The sequence below is a fragment of the Rothia nasimurium genome, assembly GCF_035916755.1.
GTDB lineage: Bacteria > Actinomycetota > Actinomycetes > Actinomycetales > Micrococcaceae > Rothia.
In genome coordinates, this window is the sequence record NZ_JAYWIX010000008.1 from 33900 (window position 1) to 51766 (window position 17867).

General features: G+C 54.8%; 17 protein-coding genes and 1 pseudogene. 7 read left to right on the top strand and 11 right to left on the bottom strand.

Annotated features, from left to right (window positions below; genetic code table 11):
- Positions 1-79: 79 nt before the first annotated feature.
- Together VSX42_RS09495 and fbaA are read left to right on the top strand one after the other, a co-directional pair.
- Positions 80-1690 carry a DASS family sodium-coupled anion symporter gene (locus VSX42_RS09495; RefSeq protein WP_326504049.1) on the top strand — a complete coding sequence of 537 codons (1611 nt, stop codon included), beginning with the start codon at positions 80-82 and terminating at the stop codon, positions 1688-1690.
- A gap of 276 nt (positions 1691-1966) precedes the next feature.
- Positions 1967-2992 (top strand): class II fructose-bisphosphate aldolase, encoded by a 1026-nt coding sequence (gene fbaA, locus VSX42_RS09500; protein WP_135012224.1) that lies wholly within the window; start codon positions 1967-1969, stop codon positions 2990-2992.
- A 94-nt stretch (positions 2993-3086) separates the two neighbouring features.
- Here fbaA and VSX42_RS09505 read toward each other — a convergent pair whose 3' ends face one another.
- Entirely contained in the window at positions 3087-4310 is a 1224-nt protein-coding gene (locus VSX42_RS09505) for a sodium/glutamate symporter (RefSeq protein ID WP_326504050.1), read from the bottom strand.
- Between the two features lie 316 nt (positions 4311-4626).
- Between VSX42_RS09505 and VSX42_RS10985 the strand changes: the two are divergent.
- The 4 genes and pseudogenes from VSX42_RS10985 to ald all read left to right on the top strand — a co-directional run.
- Positions 4627-4908, top strand: a pseudogene (locus tag VSX42_RS10985) (Fic family protein); the annotation flags it as partial.
- A 120-nt stretch (positions 4909-5028) separates the two neighbouring features.
- Entirely contained in the window at positions 5029-5412 is a 384-nt protein-coding gene (locus tag VSX42_RS09510; protein ID WP_326504051.1) for a hypothetical protein, read from the top strand.
- A 41-nt stretch (positions 5413-5453) separates the two neighbouring features.
- A complete protein-coding gene (locus VSX42_RS09515) occupies positions 5454-5870 on the top strand; it encodes a DUF3151 domain-containing protein (protein ID WP_326504052.1) in 417 nt (138 codons plus the stop codon).
- A 129-nt stretch (positions 5871-5999) separates the two neighbouring features.
- Positions 6000-7088, top strand: a complete 1089-nt coding sequence (ald, locus tag VSX42_RS09520) for an alanine dehydrogenase (protein ID WP_326504053.1) — start codon at positions 6000-6002, stop codon at positions 7086-7088.
- Between the two features lie 98 nt (positions 7089-7186).
- Here ald and VSX42_RS09525 read toward each other — a convergent pair whose 3' ends face one another.
- From VSX42_RS09525 to VSX42_RS09570, 10 genes are all read right to left on the bottom strand, one after another.
- Positions 7187-7477 carry a hypothetical protein gene (locus VSX42_RS09525; protein ID WP_326504054.1) on the bottom strand — a complete coding sequence of 97 codons (291 nt, stop codon included), beginning with the start codon at positions 7475-7477 and terminating at the stop codon, positions 7187-7189.
- Between the two features lie 173 nt (positions 7478-7650).
- Positions 7651-8034: a hypothetical protein gene (locus VSX42_RS09530; protein WP_326504055.1), complete on the bottom strand. Its 384-nt coding sequence runs from the start codon at positions 8032-8034 to the stop codon at positions 7651-7653.
- Entirely contained in the window at positions 8031-8450 is a 420-nt protein-coding gene (locus VSX42_RS09535) for a hypothetical protein (RefSeq protein ID WP_326504056.1), read from the bottom strand. Before VSX42_RS09535 ends, VSX42_RS09530 begins: the two co-directional genes overlap by 4 nt.
- A gap of 67 nt (positions 8451-8517) precedes the next feature.
- Positions 8518-8940: a hypothetical protein gene (locus VSX42_RS09540; protein ID WP_326504057.1), complete on the bottom strand. Its 423-nt coding sequence runs from the start codon at positions 8938-8940 to the stop codon at positions 8518-8520.
- A gap of 350 nt (positions 8941-9290) precedes the next feature.
- On the bottom strand, positions 9291-10253 hold the full coding sequence (locus VSX42_RS09545) for a hypothetical protein (RefSeq protein ID WP_326504058.1): 963 nt from the start codon (positions 10251-10253) through the stop codon (positions 9291-9293).
- A 16-nt stretch (positions 10254-10269) separates the two neighbouring features.
- The gene (locus tag VSX42_RS09550) at positions 10270-10950 is read right to left on the bottom strand and encodes a DUF6318 family protein (RefSeq protein ID WP_326504059.1); all 681 of its coding nucleotides are present in this window, start codon (positions 10948-10950) and stop codon (positions 10270-10272) included.
- Positions 10951-11258: 308 nt separating this feature from the next.
- Entirely contained in the window at positions 11259-12584 is a 1326-nt protein-coding gene (dcm, locus tag VSX42_RS09555) for a DNA (cytosine-5-)-methyltransferase (RefSeq protein ID WP_326504060.1), read from the bottom strand.
- A 38-nt stretch (positions 12585-12622) separates the two neighbouring features.
- On the bottom strand, positions 12623-13396 hold the full coding sequence (locus tag VSX42_RS09560; protein WP_326504061.1) for a hypothetical protein: 774 nt from the start codon (positions 13394-13396) through the stop codon (positions 12623-12625).
- Between the two features lie 14 nt (positions 13397-13410).
- A complete protein-coding gene (locus VSX42_RS09565) occupies positions 13411-14961 on the bottom strand; it encodes a Sau3AI family type II restriction endonuclease (protein ID WP_326504062.1) in 1551 nt (516 codons plus the stop codon).
- A gap of 74 nt (positions 14962-15035) precedes the next feature.
- The gene (locus tag VSX42_RS09570) at positions 15036-16346 is read right to left on the bottom strand and encodes a purine-cytosine permease family protein (protein WP_326504063.1); all 1311 of its coding nucleotides are present in this window, start codon (positions 16344-16346) and stop codon (positions 15036-15038) included.
- 349 nt (positions 16347-16695) lie between these two features.
- On the opposite strand from VSX42_RS09570, the gene pheA reads away from it, so the two are divergent.
- Positions 16696-17649 carry a prephenate dehydratase gene (gene pheA, locus VSX42_RS09575; protein ID WP_326504185.1) on the top strand — a complete coding sequence of 318 codons (954 nt, stop codon included), beginning with the start codon at positions 16696-16698 and terminating at the stop codon, positions 17647-17649.
- Positions 17650-17867 lie beyond the last annotated feature (218 nt).

Sequence of the window (17867 nt, forward strand, 5' to 3'; positions counted from 1 at the left end):
ACACATTCCGCTTAGGTGAACTGTTTCTTTTTTCGAAACGGCTACCTGCGGCATCAGCACACAATGAAGTGAGGTTGAGATGGACAAGCCCCACATTACGGGTGACCACCTGCAAAAATACAGTGCAGCCCCCACCCAGGCCATCGACCAGATCCACCGCTCGCGCGGCTCCCAGGCGCCCGAAGTCGAAGCCGGCGAACGCAAAAAGCGCCTCATCGGCCTCTTCGGCGGCCTGCTTGCAGCCGCCCTGGTCTACGTCATCATGCCCGGCGACGTACCCGACGCCGCGCGCCTGACCGCAGCCACCGCCGTCCTGATGGGTGCCTGGTGGATGACCGAGGCCCTGCCCATTCCTGCCACCGCCCTGCTGCCGCTGGTGATTTTTCCCGTCTTCAACAGCGAAGTAAAAATCAACGACATCGGGGCTAGCTACGGCAACAACATCATCTTCCTCTTCATGGGCGGCTTCCTGCTGGCCCTGGCCATGCAGCGCTGGAACCTACACCGCCGCATCGCCCTGCTCACCCTCAAGGTCATGGGTACGAAGCCCTCCATGATGGTCGCAGGCTTCATGGTAGCTACGGGTTTTCTCTCCATGTGGGTCTCAAACACCGCCACCGCCGTCATGATGATTCCCATCGGCGTCTCCGTGCTCATGCTGATTGCCCAGGCCAGCGGCACCACCGACATTCAAATTGAGGACGGCGCATCCCCCGACGACCAGGCCGTCAAGGACGCTGTGATTAAGTCCGACTTCGGCACCGCCCTGATGCTGGGTATCGCCTACGCCGCCTCCATCGGCTCCCTCGGCACCCTGATTGGCACCCCGCCCAATACCCTGCTTGCCGGTTACATGGCAGACACCCACGACGTGCACATCGGCTTTGGCCAGTGGATGCTGGTGGGCGTACCCCTATCTGTGGTGGTTCTCTTTGTTTGCTGGTTCCTACTCACCAAGGTGCTCTACAAGCCAGAAATTAAAGAGATTCCCGGCGGTAAAAAGCTCATCGCCAACGAATACGCCAAGCTCGGTGCCATGAGTTCGGGCGAACTGCGCGTGCTCATCATCTTCATCGCAGCCGCCCTAGCCTGGATCTTCGTCCCCATCATCTGGTCAGAATCACCTCCCATCACCGACGCCGGCATCGCCGTTGCTGTGGGTCTGTTGCTCTTTGCCCTTCCCGCAGGCGGCATCGCCAAGAAGGGCGTGCGCCTCATCGACTGGGAAACCGCAACCAAGCTGCCCTGGGGCGTCCTGCTGCTCTTCGGCGGCGGTCTAGCCCTCTCAGGCCAGTTCACCAGCTCCGGCCTCACCCAGTGGATTGGCGACTCCGTCGGCGCTCTCGGCGCCCTGCCCATCCTCGTCATCGTGCTGCTGGTGAGCGCCGGCGTCATCTTCCTGACCGAACTCACCAGTAACACCGCCACCGCAGCCACCTTCCTACCCGTCGCCGGCGGCATCGCCATGGGCATGGGCTACGACCCCATGCTGCTCGCCATCCCCGTAGCCCTCGCCGCCACCTGCGCCTTCATGCTCCCCGTAGCGACCCCGCCCAACGCCATCGCCTACGGTTCGGGCTACGTCACCATCGGGCAGATGGTCAAGGGCGGCCTCTGGCTCAACCTCTTCTCCATTGTGGCGATCACCGCAGTGACCATGACCCTGGCCATGTGGATCTTCGCGCTCTAGGCCGGACTCCTCACTAAACCCATAAAAACCCAACACCCTAACACCGGCACGCACCAAAAGCCGGTGTTAGGGTGCTTAAGACCCCCAGAAACCCATGGTTTTCTGTGGGTTTATGTCCGAAATTAATGTGGGAAACCTACCCTTTCCCGCCACGCCCTTGGTAAACTGAAAAGCAGGCAGGCGCTCGCCCCACCGCGTCCTTACACGCACCGGGTGCAGCACCAACTCACACCAGGCCACCAACCGGGTGGCCCCACCGACAACCAAGGAGTCAGCATGCCTATTGCAACCCCTGAAGTCTACGCAGAAATGCTCGAAAACGCCCGCGCCAAGGGCTTTGCGTACCCCGCAGTAAACGTCACCTCTTCACAGACCCTGAACGCTGCTATTCGTGGCTTCGCAGAAGCAGGCTCAGACGGCATCATCCAGGCTTCCACCGGTGGCGCCGCCTACTGGTCAGGCCCCAACAAGAAGAACATGGTTGTTGGCTCCCTCGCCTTCGCTGCCTACGCACGCGAAGTTGCTAAGCAGTATGACGTCAACATCGCCCTGCACACCGACCACTGCCCCCAGGATAAGCTCGATGACTTCGTGCTGCCCCTGCTTGCAGAATCAGAGAAGGCTGTAGCCCGCGGCGAAGACCCCATCTTCAACTCCCACATGTGGGACGGCTCCGCTATCTCCCTCGAAGAGAACCTCAAGATCGCTCAGGAACTGATCGAGCGCACCTCCAAGAACCACCAGGTTCTCGAGGTCGAAATCGGCGCTGTTGGCGGCGAAGAAGACGGCGTTGAAGGCGCTATCGACGACTCCCTCTACACCACCGTTGAGGACGCCATCAAGACCGTTGAGGCCATCGGCCTGGGCGAAAAGGGCACCTACATGGCAGCCCTGACCTTCGGTAACGTTCACGGCGTCTACAAGCCCGGTAACGTTCACCTGCGCCCCGAACTGCTCAAGGAAATCCAGACCGAGGTTGGCGCCAAGTACGGCAAGGGCGAAAAGCCCTTCTTCCTGGTCTTCCACGGCGGCTCAGGCTCCACCGAGCAGGAAATCGCAGACGCAGTTTCCTACGGTGTTATCAAGATGAACATCGACACCGACACCCAGTACGCCTACACCCGCCCCGTTGTGGACCACATGTTCCGCAACTACGACGGCGTGCTCAAGGTTGACGGCGAGGTCGGCAACAAGAAGACCTACGATCCCCGCGTATGGGGTGCAGCTGCTGAAGCTGGTATGGCTGCTCGCGTTGTTGAAGCTGCCCAGCAGCTCGGCTCCGCTGGTACCTCCGGCAAGTAAGCCCTGTAGCTAGGCTCATTAGCCTAGACCAAAGGCGCCGGACGCTCCCGCTTGTGCGGGGTGCGTCCGGCGCCTTTGTCGTGGTGAGGGGCCTTTAGATGATAGACATGAAGGTCATGATGTTCACCAGGTTGGTGAAGTCGATGAACATGCCGCCGACGATAGGCAGGATGAAGAAGGCAAGCTTGGATGCCTTGTACTTGGTGACCAGGGATGCCATGTTGGCGATGCCGTTGGGGGTTGCGCCCATGCCGAAGCCGCAGTGGCCGGCGGTGAGGATAGCTGCGTCGTAGTCTGCACCCATGGCGCGGAAGGTGACGAAATTAGCCCAAACCCATATGAGCACAATCTGAGCCAGCAGGAGCACAATGAGCGGGATGGCCAGCTCGGCCAGCTGCCAGAGCTGCACATTCATGAGGGCCATAGCTAGGAAGACGTTGAGGCCGATGTTGCCCAGAACTTCGACTTCCTGCTCGGGCACGAGCTCGTGGTATTCCTTGGAGTTGCGGCGGTCGCTGATGTAGCGCAGGGCGATAGCGATAATCATGGGGCCCATGTAGCTGGGGAAGGCGGCGCGGTCGGTGAGCTGGCCAACCAGGTAGTTGAGAGCTTCGGTGAGGTAGCTACCGACGAACATGGCGACCAGGATCATGATGAAGCCGTGCAGGATGCTATCTGCGTTGAGTTTGCGGGGGCGCACGGTCAGCAGGGCGGTGTTGATGTTGACCTGGTGGGAGGGTTCTTTCTCGAGCAGGTTGTGCTTGATGATCAGACGGTTGGCGACGGGGCCGCCCATGAGCGAACCTGCAATCAGGCCGAAGGTTGCGGCGGTGTAGGCGACGGTTTCTGCGCCGGTGACGCCGGAGGCTTCAACGAGCGGGGCGATACCGCCGGAGACGCCGTGGCCGCCGGTCATGGGGGTGGAGCCGGTCATGAGCGCCAGGGCGGGGTCGACGTTGACCACGGGGGCGATAAGGACGGCCACGATGTTCTGCGCGATACAGAGACCCGTTGCTACCAGCAGGAAGAGGCCTACCTTAGAACCGGCTGACTTGAGCACCTTGAGTGAGGCGCCGTAGCCCACCGAGGTGAAGAAGATGACCATGAAGAAGCTCTGCAGGGTGGTGTCGAACTTGATGGTGAGCACCCCGGTTTGGTTGAGTACCAGGTTGACCAGGGAGAAAAGGAATCCGCCGATCACGGGTGAGGGAATAGCGAAGCGCTGGAAGAAGTAGAAGCGGTTCTTAATCCACATGCCGAGCAAAAGCAGCATGACTGCCCAGCCGGCGGACTGAACCATGGTGAGTTCAAGCGTCATAGGAGTCTCTCTGTATCTGTGTGATGGTGTGTGTTTTCCACTTCGTCGGGAAAGTTGACTTCTCACACTATACGGGACACCTCGGTGTGGCGCGGCTGGGTTTTCGTCACAGCGGGGTGCGCGGACGCCTCCCGCAGGCAGGCACGGGAGTAGCTTGCGGGCGGAGCTAGGCTTAAATACAAAAAGGGGCATTTTTGGGAGATAGGGGCTTGGAGCGAGGGTTCTATCTCCCAAAAAAGGGGGTTTTTGGGAGATAGCCCGGCTTTACCTGGAGCTTTCTGAGGGCAGAATCGAGGCTCCCCGGACTCTACAGGAAATAAGGGACATCTACGATGCTCTTTTTGGTGCAGAAATCTCTAGCCAGGACGCTCTGGACGGGGAGCTTTTTAGGGCTGGCCCGGTCTATATCCGGGATGGCGCTGGTGCAACCGTTCATGCCGGTACACAGGGCGAACCTGCAATCTGGGAACAACTACAGGCTATGCTGGCGCATCTTGAGGAGGATACTCCCTTTCTTCTCTCCCGGGTTGTTTCTCATTTTATGTTTGAGGCTGTGCACCCTTTCTATGACGGTAATGGGCGGTTTGGGCGGTTTGTGCTTAGTGCCCAGCTCTATGGGGTGCTCTCTGCCTACACCGTGCTAACCTTATCGGCAGTTATCTATCAGAAAAAGGCCGCCTACTATAAGGCTTTTAGCGAGGTAGAAGAGCCTTTGAACATGGGCGATGCAACCCATTTCGCCCAGGCGATGATGGGCTTTGTGCGGGATGCTCAAATGGAACTTATCAATGACTTCTATGCTAAGAAGAAGCTGATGAGCAGCCTCTCAGAGCGTGTTGATGCTCTACCTCAGGAGAGGAGGGAGCTATCGGGCGGTGCTGTGGGTTCCTTGTTTGTGTTGGGGCAGGTCTATCTTTTTGGCGGGGATATGGGTCTTGACTGGGATACTCTCACCAGGTTTTCGGGGAAGTCCCGCAATACGGTGAGATCCTATATTGAGGAGCTTGAGAGGCACGAACTTATTGACCGGGTTTCCTCCCGGCCCCTGCGCTTCAGCCTGAGCCAGGCCGGCGTAGCCCTACTGGGCTTGGATACCGCGTAGACTTTTTGTAGTTACAAGAATTTGAGTTGAATGGAGTACCCATGTCACTTGCCGGTAAGAACCTGCTAGACGGCCCCGCCCCCACCTTCCTGCCTGAAGAGCCTGAGCTGACGGCCCGCGTCCGCGCCGGTGAGGCTCCTGCCGACCTTGCGCAGGCCTTCCCCAAGTCGTCGCTGGCCTGGGCCCTGCTGGCAGAAGAAACCCTGAAGGCTGGTAAGACCCTTGAAGCCTATGCCTATGCGCGTGTGGGTTACCACCGCGGTCTGGACGCCCTGCGCGGCAACGGCTGGCGCGGGCACGGCCCGATTCCGGTGAGCCACGAGCCGAACCGGGGCTTCCTGAAGGCCCTGCTGATTCTGGGCCAGACTGCCGCAGCAATCGGCGAGGCGGACGAGGCGGAGCGTATTGAGAAGTTCCTGAACGACTCCGACCCGGCTGCCGCCGCCGAGCTGGCCTAGCCCCTGACCGCCCCGGATTTTCTTGGACATATGAAGAAAATTTGGGGCGGTTTGTCTTTGTTCAACAAAAGGGCGTAGGCTGATTAACGCAACAGTTTTCAACGACGAAAATGAATGGGAGACCCCCTCATGCGCATTGGCGTACCCCGCGAAATCAAGCCTCAGGAACAGCGCGTTGGCCTCACCCCCGACGGCGTGCTGGCCCTTGTTCAGGCTGGCCACGACGTGCTGATTGAGAAGGACGCCGGGCTCGGCGCAGGTTTTTCCAACGAGGAATACGAGAAGGCCGGGGCTACCCTGGTCAGCCAGGACGACGCGTGGAATAAGGCGGAGCTGCTCGTCAAGGTCAAAGAGCCGATTGAACCCGAGTACAAGTATCTGCGCGAGGATCTGACCCTTTTCACCTACCTGCACCTGGCAGCGGATAAGCCCCTGACTGAGGCCCTGCTGGCTGCTAAGACCCGCGGTATTGCCTATGAGACTGTGCGTAACGGCCGTGCCCTGCCCCTGCTGCTCCCCATGAGCGAGGTTGCGGGCCGTCTGGCGGCTCAGGCTGCGACCCAGTACACCATGGCTACCGAGGGCGGTCAGGGTATTCTGCTGGGTGGTGTGCCCGGTGTTGCCCCTGGCCGCGTGGTGGTCCTGGGTGGTGGCAATGTGGGTACTCACGCCGCTAAGCTCGCTGTTGGTGCTGGCGCTGAGGTTACTATTCTTGAGGGTTACGGCCCCCGCGTTCGTGAACTGTCTGACCTGTTTGGCTCCAGCGCACGCGTGCTGAACTCCACTCCCGCGAATATTGAGCGTGAAATCGCTGAGGCCGATGTGATTATCGGTTCTATTCTGGTCCCTGGCGCTAAGGCTCCTAAGGTCGTGCGCCGTGAGCACCTGAAGACCATGAAGCCTGGCACCCTGCTGATTGACGTCGCGATTGACCAGGGCGGTTGCTTCGAGACCTCCCGCCCCACCACCTATGCTGACCCGATTTTTGAGGTGGACGGCATCCGTCACTACTGCGTTGCTAACATGCCCGGTGCTGTACCTCGCACCTCGACTATCGCCCTGACCGACGCGACCCTGCCCTACGTGCTGAAGCTGGCTGCTGGCGTGGACGAGGCCCTGGCCAACAACCCCGACCTGGCCCTGGGTCTGAACACCGACGCTGGCAAGATTACCTTCCCCGGCGTTGCTGAGGCCTTCCCCGAGCTGCCTGCCGCCTAGGTTTTAGAGGTAGCTTAAGGGCGCGGACGCCCGCCCCACCTTCCTGCCCTGCGGCAGGGGAGTGGGGCGGGCGTCCTCTGTATATTTCTGGTATTGGTTTAGCGGTTGGAGGCGTGCTTACCCTCGTAGCTGGGAAGCACCGGCACAGCCCAGCGGAAGAGCGCGAAAGCGACCAGCCCGGTGATGGCCTGGTTGGCAACTGCGCCGGGGACGCTCTGCGCGAAGGACTCAGGGAAGAGAACCTCGCGCACCAGAATGGTGGCGCCGACTAGTAGGCCAATGATGAGGAGCGATGCTCCGAGAGAAATGAGTGCGGGTTTAACCGGTGTGAAGGTCCTCGGTAGTGGCATGAGGGTAAGCCCAATATAGACAAGGAGGACGTTAGCCATTCTGAGCCAGATACTGTCGATGTGATCTGCCCAGGCTATAAGGCTAAACCCGAAAGCTGCTAGCAAAGACGGCCAAACCGGTGCCCCGAAGACTAGGTTTCTTTGTTGGCTCCGTTGACAGGGTTTGTCTGTGGTCAGGGGTTCTGGCATGCGAGCTCCTTGTCGTTTTTCCTTTAGGAGCTCGGCGGGCTGACCTCAACCGGGAGCAGCCGTGTGAAGAAAACGAAGATTACGACGAAAGCTGCTACCTGGGCGAGGACAGCGCGGGTAATGAGGCCGACGAGCTCACCGGGTGTGAGATTAAAGATGAGATAGGCGGCTAAGGAGCCCGCTATCGCTGCTACGACAAGGAGCCCACGACCATACCAAGACACTTTCCCTGATGTTGGCAGGTTCATTGCCTTGATTCCAATGAGCGCGATTCCGAGGGAAACTAGGGGTAGTAAGAAATGCGGGGTTATATTTACCCAGGCGAGGACGCTGAGGCCTAAAGCAGCTAGAAAAGCTGGGCGTACATCTGCCCCGAAGATTAGGTTCTTGGTGGTGGAATCAGTCATGAGCGGTTCTCTTCAAGGGGGTGGTAGCCGGGGGTGACGTAGCGGTGAAATAGCAGGGTGGTGAGCGCAATCAGAGGCAGACGCCAGGAGGCGCTGGTCAGGTCGTCCAGACCGGGGTAGAGAAGGGCCAGGACGGCCACTGCGAAAACCGTCTGGGAGGCCAAACCATAGCTGATGGGCAGGGTTCTTTTTGCTGATGCTCGACGACGGCTAATGTAAAAACCGAACGCTACACAGCAGAAGACAAGAACCATATTGAGCAGGTAGGCCTGGAATATGAGACCGGCTGCGAGAGCTGGGAAGAGGGCTGTGATGGTGAGGGCTTGTGGCCAGCTGCCGCCGATACGTTCCTCGTAGGTGTAGGGCGCGGACGCCTGCTGCATGGCTGGCTGGGACTGGATGGTCTGTTCGGTCATGGAAATCTCCTCCTTGAGATTTCTACCATTGTAGAACTGGTTGCTCTGGTCAGGCTAGGGTTGCCTATTATTTGTTGTGGGGTATGACGGGTTTGCTCTTATGAATCCAGGGCATCGCGAACCGGGCTGCCATGGTGAGGGCGCCAAAGCTGCTGATGAGGATTGCAATGTTTGACCAGGTATCTGTTTCTGGCTCGGTGAGAATATGCCATATAACGGTAAAGAACCAGATAACGAGGGTTATGAAGAAGATAACGGTGTAGCTGGTGCGGGTGTATGTTTCGATACGGTCATATTTGAGTTTGGACTGATCTTGCGTGTACCAGATAGGGATAAACATGAGTGAGCAGAGTCCAGCCAAGTAGCCGTGTCCAGCTAGGATAGTCGCAAGCATACCTGTTAAGGCGGTAGCGATTAGAAGGGACGGCCCCCAGGGTGCCCCATTGGCCTGGTGACCAACTTTTTCGGCGGGCTGTAAGGGTGTTGTCATGGCGGTAACCTCCTTGTTGTCTACCTACTCCACCCAATTATATTATTGCTTACTATTTTGGAGGGCAGAGAAAAGGTCGCAACCTTCTGGTTGCGACCTTTTCTCATACACACACATTTCTTTCGCACCTATCCCCTAGGGAGGAGCTTCAGAGGTTACACACATTTCTCTGAAAGGGGTGACTCATCGCCACGGTGAGATTCTCAGTCTCTTGAGGTTGCGAGGTTTTCTCTCCTCGTCCTCACGTCTTTAACTATGGCACCCTAACCTTTGAACTCAATTCGGGGAACCTGTGCGAAACCTAAGAAAATACTTTTCTGGTGAAGTTTTTGCGTTGGCTGGTGGCCGAACTAGCCGGTGGTGCAGCCCCAGGCGTCCGCACCCGCGGTGCAGTCGTCGGCAACTAACCCAACCTTGGTGCGCCAGACCCGTACGAGCTGCGGGTCGCTGGTGCGGCTGACGGTTCCATCGATGACCTGCCAAGGCCCGCCCTCTACCGAGTATTCGCCGCGGTAGGTGGTGGTCAGGGCGAAATAGTAGTCGCCGGGGTCGGTGTAGCGGTGGGAGGTGTCGGTGGGCTGGTCCCAGACGTCCGTGCCGAGCTGGTAGCCGGGGTAGGTGACGGGGCCGAGCGTGGAGCCGTCCCCGTAGTCGAAGGTGTAGGAGACTGGGGTTGCACGAAGTACGACGTTTTGGCCGTTTATGGTGCGTGTGAATTCTTGGGGGTTGGGGTCGGCCCAGAAGTTGGTGTTGTAGTTCTTGAGGGTGTGGGGCGCGCGTTCTTGGCGGGGTGTGGCGGCTTCGATGGGGAAGGTGTCGAAGTCGTGGGTGGTGAGCGTGACGCGGACGGTGCGCAGCACGGTTTGCCCGTTTTCTTCGGCGATTTCTAGGCCGGCGGCTTCGAGCTCGGCTGGGGTGAGGGGTACGCAACCAATGGCGCCCTGTGGTGTGTTGAAGGGGAGGTCTGAGCCGTCACCCCAGTCGTCTGGCACAAGGGAGAGAACGCCCACGTCCCCGTTGGTTGCCAGGCAGTAGGTCCCCGGGGAGGGAGAGCTCCCCATCTTCAGGGCAGCGCGGTTGGGGCCTCGGGGCTTATCGAAGTAGATAAGTTTAACTGTCGCCAAGGTATCTGTTAGGTTGCCTTCTACCTTGTGGTCCTCGACTATCGTTTCATCCTGTTCGAAGCCAGTTGAGGTTTCCCAATCATATTCAATACTTACCTTGAACTCATCGCCGTCGGTCTCACCGGAGTCATTAGCTATAGCTGAGTTTAGTGGCGCGAGCAGTCCAAGCGATATCAGGGAGAATGCCATACAGTATTTTTTCACTTTATTTGACTGCCTTCCCATTAGATACCTTCCACTCCCCATCCTTGAAAGTCGCGATAATCTCATAACCATTGAGATTTGCTTCAGAGTTATCGATGCTCTTGACGCTATGTACTTCATTGATAACTCCGTTTTCGACAGTAATATTTGCCCCCAAACTGTATGAGTTATCTCCAAGACTGGTGATTAGCCCTCGATTTGGGTGTAACTCACGCTTGAGACCTATAATCCATCCGCCATTTTTATAAAGTTTGTCAATAGAGTCGATAAACCGTAGATCAGCTTCGTAGGTGTCTTCATACATATGTATGAGGTCGTGAGTATCTCCAGTTTGGATTGCGTAGTTTCGCATGTCATTCCAGTAGTTGATGAACAGAAGCATGGCTTCGGTGCTTTCAACGTTCATGCCTTCTGGGGCAACCGGTTTGGGTACGTTCTGGGCGGGGCCGTGCTCATCAGCAGCGCGGTATTCACCTTCAGATGCTTTTGAACCACCTGAATAATTGGTTTCTTCTGCGCTGGCAGTTGCCTCAACAGCGCTCGTAGAGCTGGACGCTACTGCAGAAGTCGTACTGCTTGAATCTGGTTCGGGAACCGAGCCTGTGGCCTGCGCACCGCAACCTGTAAGAGCTAGTAGCGCGATAGCTGTTAGGGCAAGATTGCGGGTGGGAGTGTGTTTCATAAGGGTCTCCTGGTGACATCTTTGTGACTAGGTCTTATGTGTGTTTATAGTGCTGGGTTTGTGCCATGGCAAGAGTTTCGGCCCGCTTGCCTGGTTTTTGACAGCAGATTACGCCGAAGGCGGCCAGTTATCCACAGGTCTTGCGTCTGACGTGGGCTAATGGGCCTACAGGGGGGAGCTGTGGAAAGTATTAAAGCCAACCTTGTTGTTTGTCCTCTTGCTCTATCTAGTAGCCCTTCAAAATATCACGTGCAAAGCGCCCCTCATATGGTGGTCTGAGGGGCGCTTGTAGTAATTTAGAGTGTTGGCTAGAAAAGGGTATCGGAAGAACTGTCTGCTGTATTGGTGAGAGGCAGGTTCTCGCGCTCTAGCCCGTAGTGGCGGCGATTGATAGCTTTGCCGAGTGCGTTGGGAATGCCCACTACCAGTGCATTACCCATGCAGAAAGCACGATGCCCGTCAGTTAAGCCCGCATCGGTCCAGCCCTTCGGAAAACCCTGAATCTGGTCTAATTCATCGGGAATAAGACGGCGTAGACGGCCTGATTCTGTCTTTACAACATGTTTAAATCGTGAGGCACCAGCTCCGCCCTCGCCGGTTAAAATGGTGCGTGCCGGGCGGTCGAGGGGGTCGGGGAAGGACATACTACCTTCTGAGTAGGTGTACTTGAATCCACTGGCTTTATTGATGCGTTCTTCTTTTTTGCCGCCCTTAAGGTATTCCCAGGCCTGGATTTTGCTAGGTTCAATAAAGAACTGGTCTGGCACTTCGGTCTCGTCGACAACGATATCGCCGAGAGTAAGACATTTGCCTGTGTACAGAGCTTCTGGCTTCGCGGTATAGATTTTACCGTGCTGCATTACGCCGGCATCTTGGAACCGTGAGGTTTTTGCACCTAGACCAAAGTTTTGAGTCACTTCAAAGGGGTCAATACTAATGCTGAAGTTATCTTCGCGAGTCAGGTTCTGGGTAATAGGGAAGGCCTCAGCAAAAACCCCTTCGGTACGTAGGGTTGTTTCTAGGTTCCACGTTGTGTCGGTAAGTTCTGCATAGATATATACACGTTTACGCTTCTGGGGGTGGCCATAGTCAGCTGCGTTAATAACGCGCCACTCAACGGAATACCCCAGCGAGTAGAAGCATGAAAGAATAATTGCGAAGTCACGACCACGCTGCTTTGAAGGCGATTTGAGCAGACGATCTACATTTTCAAGGACGACGTAGCGTGGCTTTTTCATATCTAGTGCACGGTAGATGTCCCACCAGAGCACTCCCTTTTTGCCTTCAATACCGTGTGATTGAGATAAGGGCTTGGAGACAGAGTAGTCCTGACAGGGGAAACCGCCAACGAGCATGTCTGCTTCTGGAATGGTGATTTCACCATTTTCAGCCATGGTAAGGGCCTTGTTGATATCTTCGTTGAGGAAGTTTTCTTCCCCAAAGCGCTCAACATAACAGCGGGCAGCGAACTGTTTGGTAGGTGTTCCGGGGGGTTCCCATTGGTTGGCCCAAACTGTTTCAAAGTTACCAGCTGAAGGCAGGTTAAAGCCGTCTTTGTTATAGCCTTCGAAGCCTAGGCGGAAGCCGCCGACGCCCGCGAAGAGTTCGATAATGCGAATCGGCTGGTCGGCCACTCTGGAGCCTCCTGTTAGGGGATGGTTGGTCTCAATGATTATAGATCAGAACGGGTGTTCTGATCAAGGCTTTCGGAGGAGTTTTGGGGCACAGTGTTGTCTGACTGTCTTGAGTCGTAAATAACCTCGTATTCTACGCTATTTGCAACTTTTTTCTTAACTATCGTTGATACCTTCCTGGTTTTTGTGTTTGTTACCTTTTCAACCAGATAATTTTCAAGACCTTCCAATCCGATAATTACTGTTGGTGTAATTAAGAAATTCATATGAGGTTTGAGCTGTTTTATATATTTTTCGTAGGTTCCAATTGCGCCGTCAAACCCGCCGTTCGCCTGAAGTGCACTTTTGGCGGTAATTAATATTCCAAATTTTGTTCGCTTGTCTCCATCGAGAGCTTTTTGTACATGGTTTATTTCAGATGCTAGGACTGGTTTCATCAGGTTTACCAATGCTGCACTGCTGTGGTTGAAGGCAACTTCAAGTGAGAACAACCCAGGATACGCAAAATCAAGGCGCCATGCTTTATTCTTTGACCTATTTTCTGCATCCGAATAATTTTTGTCTTTGAATATGTAAACTTCTTTTTCCCACCCGTTTTCCAGAAGTTTATTTCTTAGTGTTTCGTTTAAGATTATAGAAATACTTTTGTCGTTTTTCTTATCGTCTCTTCTTCGTTTAAGGAAGTTTTTTAAAATTTCCTCCTCGCTGATGTTTTGAATTATTTCTTCAAGTTTTTCAAAAACTTCCTTGGCTTCCTTATCGCCTCTAATTATTTCCAATCCATATCTGTGTGAATATAGTTCGTACTTCATGCATTATCTCTTTTCTATATCTCTTCTGCTATCTTTTGCTTGATAAGATTTGTATTAATCCAGAATGCCTGGTTTGTTAGTCGTTGGCCGTCAGGTAGCTGGTTGGAATCACGCTCTACATTACCTACATCAGGCCTTCCATCTGTGAAGCGGTACGCTGCCTTCTTCGCACTAGGGCGGATATGGCACACAGAGTTTTCCGATGCTTTCATGAAGTTGTTTTTGTAGGTTCCACCATCAAGATATACCTTGACGCCGTCTCGAAGTTTTTGCTTGGTATCAAGCCAGTATTCATACGCAGTGCCGGTGTTATCTTTGAACTCCTCACCGCCAATTAGGTGAACTGGCACAGACCAGAAGAAAGCACCCCGAAGGTAGTACCCATTATCATCCTCCTGAAAAACTACAAACAGATAACGTTGGTCTGCGAGCAGCGAGTACCATTCGGAGTCTTCCCACGAGGTCTCAGCATGAAGATCAGCAAACTTGAAGTTTTTAAGTTTTAGCTTCTCCTTAATCGCCCCATTCTTCTGGACTCGAACGGTGCGGACCGATATCCCCGCTTTCTCAAATTCCTCAATACGTTCCCTCTTTGAGCCAAAGAGACGCCATGTGAGTGCATTGTGAAAGTTTTTGGCAGCGGAGTCGAGATCTGGGGCTATTTCTGTCGCTAGCTCATGGGAATATCGGTTCTCAAAAGGTGCCAGCATCTGCAGGACGACATCATCGAAGGTGTTATCTTCAAGAAGCTGAGAATCGTTGATGAGCCGATCAGCCTCTTCCTGCTCTTTCTCGAATCGTTGAGCTAGGGCGGTCATATACGACTGCTTGAAAGAAAAAGCGCGACTCTTCGCTGGTATGTATTCAAGAGACCCATCTTCATGAACTAGAGGATAGAACTGGGCTCGTAAACTTTTCTCAGCCGTAGCCCCTTTCGTGCAAGCCCCAAGGTAGTTAGTCATACCCTCACTCAACTCGTGAGCTCGGCCAGCTTGAATCATGCTCACGATTTTTCTGTAGTCTTCTTTGATGATTTCAAGGTCTTCACCCGAAATCTGAAGTCTATTGATGAGGTTGATGCGTTGCTCGGTACTTTTGACGGAGCGGTCTCGAAGATAGCTGATAAGCAGAATATCGGAGGACTTTTTCTTTAGCGAAGAATCTTCGTAGTCGAGCGGAATTTCAGAGTTATTTGGAATCATCGAGAGCACCAGGCGTTCACCGGCTTTGATAACTCTCTGCTTTTTTCTGTTATTGCCGTACTCTACCGGGGTAACTTTAAGCTCCATGCCTGCTTCTGCGAAGTCAGGAGCTGACTCTGAGTTAGCTGTATAACCGAAGTAGTGCTCTTCAAGTAGGTTGCCTAGTGCACCTTTACGATTTTTGTCCGTGTAGTTCGGAGCTGGAAGGTGCTCTGAGAGCTTGAGCGAAAGGACATCCTCGAAGGTCAGACCTCTGAGGAGCCTCGCATAATCCACAATTTGTTCAGCGTCCTTGAAACCATCTTCCTTAAGTGCGCTGAGCGAGTTTGAGATTTTCTGGTTCAAATTAAAATCAACCGACATGGCATCACCCTGATATCTAGAAGTATCTATACGAGATGGGCTGGCGCCCCCGCCCGATTACATAGCTGTTATAACTACTTTATGGATCGTCTTGCGGACGCAACTTTGTCTATTGCTAGATATACAAGTGCTGTAACGAGGAAAGACGTCATGGTGGCGCCTATCGGAGACAAGAGGCGATATGCAAAAACCCAGGCTGTCAGTGAACCCAGCACCCAAGCTCCTACTGCAGGGTACCCAACTGCAAATCGATATGTGGTGAGTGGCAAATATTCACCACGTTTAACCAAGTAGTAGTCGCATATCATGACAGCAAATACGGGCACGAAAAAAGCCCCAATGAGTAGTAAGAAGTTTGTAAAGTGGTCAAGCAAAGCTATCTGACTCGCACCCAGGATAGAAATCAAACCAATAACGGAAGCGACTATCTTATAGTTTTGTGCTTTACTCGGCAGTACGGTCATGGCTGAGTTCACCATCCCATAGACCACCATAGAATTTGTTGCCATTACAGATAGAAATACGGCAACAGCAAGAGCAGGCCCAAAGGCCTCTACAAGCGGAACAGGGTCAAAAGGCGCTTCAACACCGCGTGCAATGACTAAATAGAGGGCCAAAGTCGCGCCTAAAGACATTGCAAGAATTGTTGATGTGCAGTAACCGATGAAGCTACCCGCAGATGTCTTAGCCGTATGAGAACCGAATCTGTTGAAATCTGCTGAAAGTACCGTCCAGGAAATAGCTGTTGCAAAGACTGCATCGAATGCTAGGCGAGAAGTATAAGGATTTTCAGTTGCTGAGGTTGAAAGAAATGAGCTTAGAGGGACCTCTTTGAAGCATAGCCACAGAACATAGCCCATGCACGCGAGAATCAGCACGGCAAAAACAGGTTCTACTTTGGCAATAGCGCTATGGCCAAACAGTGCCAGCGCAACGACTACTACTTCGCAGATTACAGACCAAAGCACCGGATTAGAGTATCCAGTCGCTCCTGCGACTAGCGCGTTTACTGTTACACCAGCAAGGATGGCTTGAACCCAGCTCCAGCCCATTAGGACCACAATATTGCCTACTGCGGGAATAAGGCTACCTTTTATACCGAATGAGAACTTCGTGAGTTCCATGGTGGCATACCCAGTTCTTGTTCCTATGCTGCCTACGGTAACTAAAACTAGGGCGCCTAGAAGGGTTCCTAGCGTAATCACAAGAAGTGCTGCCCCATAGGTTAGAGAAGGCACAAATAAGGTGCCTGTAAGCATCGTTGTGACCACGAGATTTGCTGCTAGCCAAACACCCATGATGCGAGGCGCTGATGAAGTTTTTGCCCCAGACTGTAGAAGGTTCTTATCGAGTATGGGCTGAGGCTTGGTGAACTGGGCTGACATAACATCAATACTAGGTGTTCTGGGTAACAGAATGAAGTCGATTGGTCTTTTTATGTGTTCTAACGCTGTGCTGAGAGAACCTAGCTATACAGATTGCGTTATGGAGTGGCTTTATAACGTGTAGGGGACGTTGAGGTGAAACAGGCTTACAGCGAAGCTGCTGGCTCGGGGCTGGCGTGAATCACCTCGTGAGCGAAGCGAACCGGGTGAGAGGGTCGGCAGCGAGCGTAAGCCTGTTTCACCTCTTTCAGTCCTCTGTTCCCGCTATATGGGCACCACCCGGTACAAACCTCCACTAACCCTTTGGCAGGGAGTCGGGGTGCCGCGTCCACCCGCTAAACTAGACCCCATGCGTTACACCTATCTTGGCCCGTCGGGCACCTTCACCGAAGCAGCTCTTCTCACCGTGCCTGGCGCGCCTGACGCTGAACGTATCCCCGCGACGTCCGTACCTGCGGCCCTGGACGCCCTGCGTGACGGTAGCGCCGATGCTGCCATGGTTCCTATCGAAAACTCTGTTGAAGGTGGTGTGACTGCAACCCTCGACGCCATCGCGGCCCTCGACGGGTCCCTGCGTATCGTCCGCGAAGTGCTGGTGCCCATCACCTTTGTGCTGGTTGCCCGCCCCGGCACCACACTAGAGAGCGTCAAAACTATCTCAACCCATACGCATGCCTGGGCGCAGGTGCGCTCCTGGGTGGCAGAGAACAAGCCGGACGCCGACTACCTGCCCGGCTCGTCCACCGCGGGCGCTGCCCTGGGGCTGCTGAATGAAAACCCCGGCTACGAGGCCGCTATCTGTTCGCCCGCTGTGGCGCAGACCCACCCCGAGCTGCAGGTGCTGGCTCACAATATTGGTGATAACAAGAACGCCGTCACCCGCTTCGTGCTCGTCGCCCGCGATGCTGAAACTCCCGCACCGACCGGGGCAGACAAAACCACCCTGGTCATCCCGCTGCCCCAGGACCGCCCCGGCGCCCTGCTTGACCTGCTAGAGCAGTTCTCAACCCGGGGAATCAACCTTTCCCGCATTGAGTCCCGCCCCACCGGCGAATTCCTGGGAGCCTACTTCTTCTCTATCGACATTGACGGGCACCTCTACGACGCCCGCGTGCGCGATGCCCTACGCGGCATCCACCGGGTATCACCCGGGGTGCTCTACCTGGGCTCCTATCCCCGCGCTGACAAGCGCCTAGCCGCGGTAGACCCCATGCACGACGAGGCTTCTTTCAACGCCGCCCGCGACTGGGTTGAAACCCTCTTCCCGGGCGGACGGCCCGAGGCTCTCAAGCATAATATCTAAGGTTTTTAAGGCCAATGAAATATATAGAAATCCAGCCCGCACTTCATAAGAGTAAAGGCGGGCTGAACGATTGTCTTACATTCTATAAACCTTTTGCTTTACCACCAGGAGCTTTCTGGCTTAGGGGATGAAGCAGGCTCACAGCGAGCGTGAGCCTGCTTCATCCCCAAACTGTCCCGTGTATCTTCCGTCAGATGAGGGTCAGCAGCGAGCGTGAG

Coding starts and splice junctions, on each gene's coding strand:
- VSX42_RS09565 (WP_326504062.1), bottom strand. CDS start 14,961: ATGTCGGTTGATTTTAATTTGAACCAGAAAATCTCAAACTCGCTCAGC.
- VSX42_RS09495 (WP_326504049.1), top strand. CDS start 80: ATGGACAAGCCCCACATTACGGGTGACCACCTGCAAAAATACAGTGCA.
- VSX42_RS09570 (WP_326504063.1), bottom strand. CDS start 16,346: ATGTCAGCCCAGTTCACCAAGCCTCAGCCCATACTCGATAAGAACCTT.
- VSX42_RS09560 (WP_326504061.1), bottom strand. CDS start 13,396: ATGAAGTACGAACTATATTCACACAGATATGGATTGGAAATAATTAGA.
- VSX42_RS09550 (WP_326504059.1), bottom strand. CDS start 10,950: ATGAAACACACTCCCACCCGCAATCTTGCCCTAACAGCTATCGCGCTA.
- VSX42_RS09505 (WP_326504050.1), bottom strand. CDS start 4,310: ATGACGCTTGAACTCACCATGGTTCAGTCCGCCGGCTGGGCAGTCATG.
- VSX42_RS09535 (WP_326504056.1), bottom strand. CDS start 8,450: ATGACCGAACAGACCATCCAGTCCCAGCCAGCCATGCAGCAGGCGTCC.
- VSX42_RS09540 (WP_326504057.1), bottom strand. CDS start 8,940: ATGACAACACCCTTACAGCCCGCCGAAAAAGTTGGTCACCAGGCCAAT.
- VSX42_RS09545 (WP_326504058.1), bottom strand. CDS start 10,253: ATGGCATTCTCCCTGATATCGCTTGGACTGCTCGCGCCACTAAACTCA.
- ald (WP_326504053.1), top strand. CDS start 6,000: ATGCGCATTGGCGTACCCCGCGAAATCAAGCCTCAGGAACAGCGCGTT.
- fbaA (WP_135012224.1), top strand. CDS start 1,967: ATGCCTATTGCAACCCCTGAAGTCTACGCAGAAATGCTCGAAAACGCC.
- VSX42_RS09510 (WP_326504051.1), top strand. CDS start 5,029: ATGGGCGATGCAACCCATTTCGCCCAGGCGATGATGGGCTTTGTGCGG.
- VSX42_RS09525 (WP_326504054.1), bottom strand. CDS start 7,477: ATGGCTAACGTCCTCCTTGTCTATATTGGGCTTACCCTCATGCCACTA.
- VSX42_RS09515 (WP_326504052.1), top strand. CDS start 5,454: ATGTCACTTGCCGGTAAGAACCTGCTAGACGGCCCCGCCCCCACCTTC.
- pheA (WP_326504185.1), top strand. CDS start 16,696: ATGCGTTACACCTATCTTGGCCCGTCGGGCACCTTCACCGAAGCAGCT.
- VSX42_RS09530 (WP_326504055.1), bottom strand. CDS start 8,034: ATGACTGATTCCACCACCAAGAACCTAATCTTCGGGGCAGATGTACGC.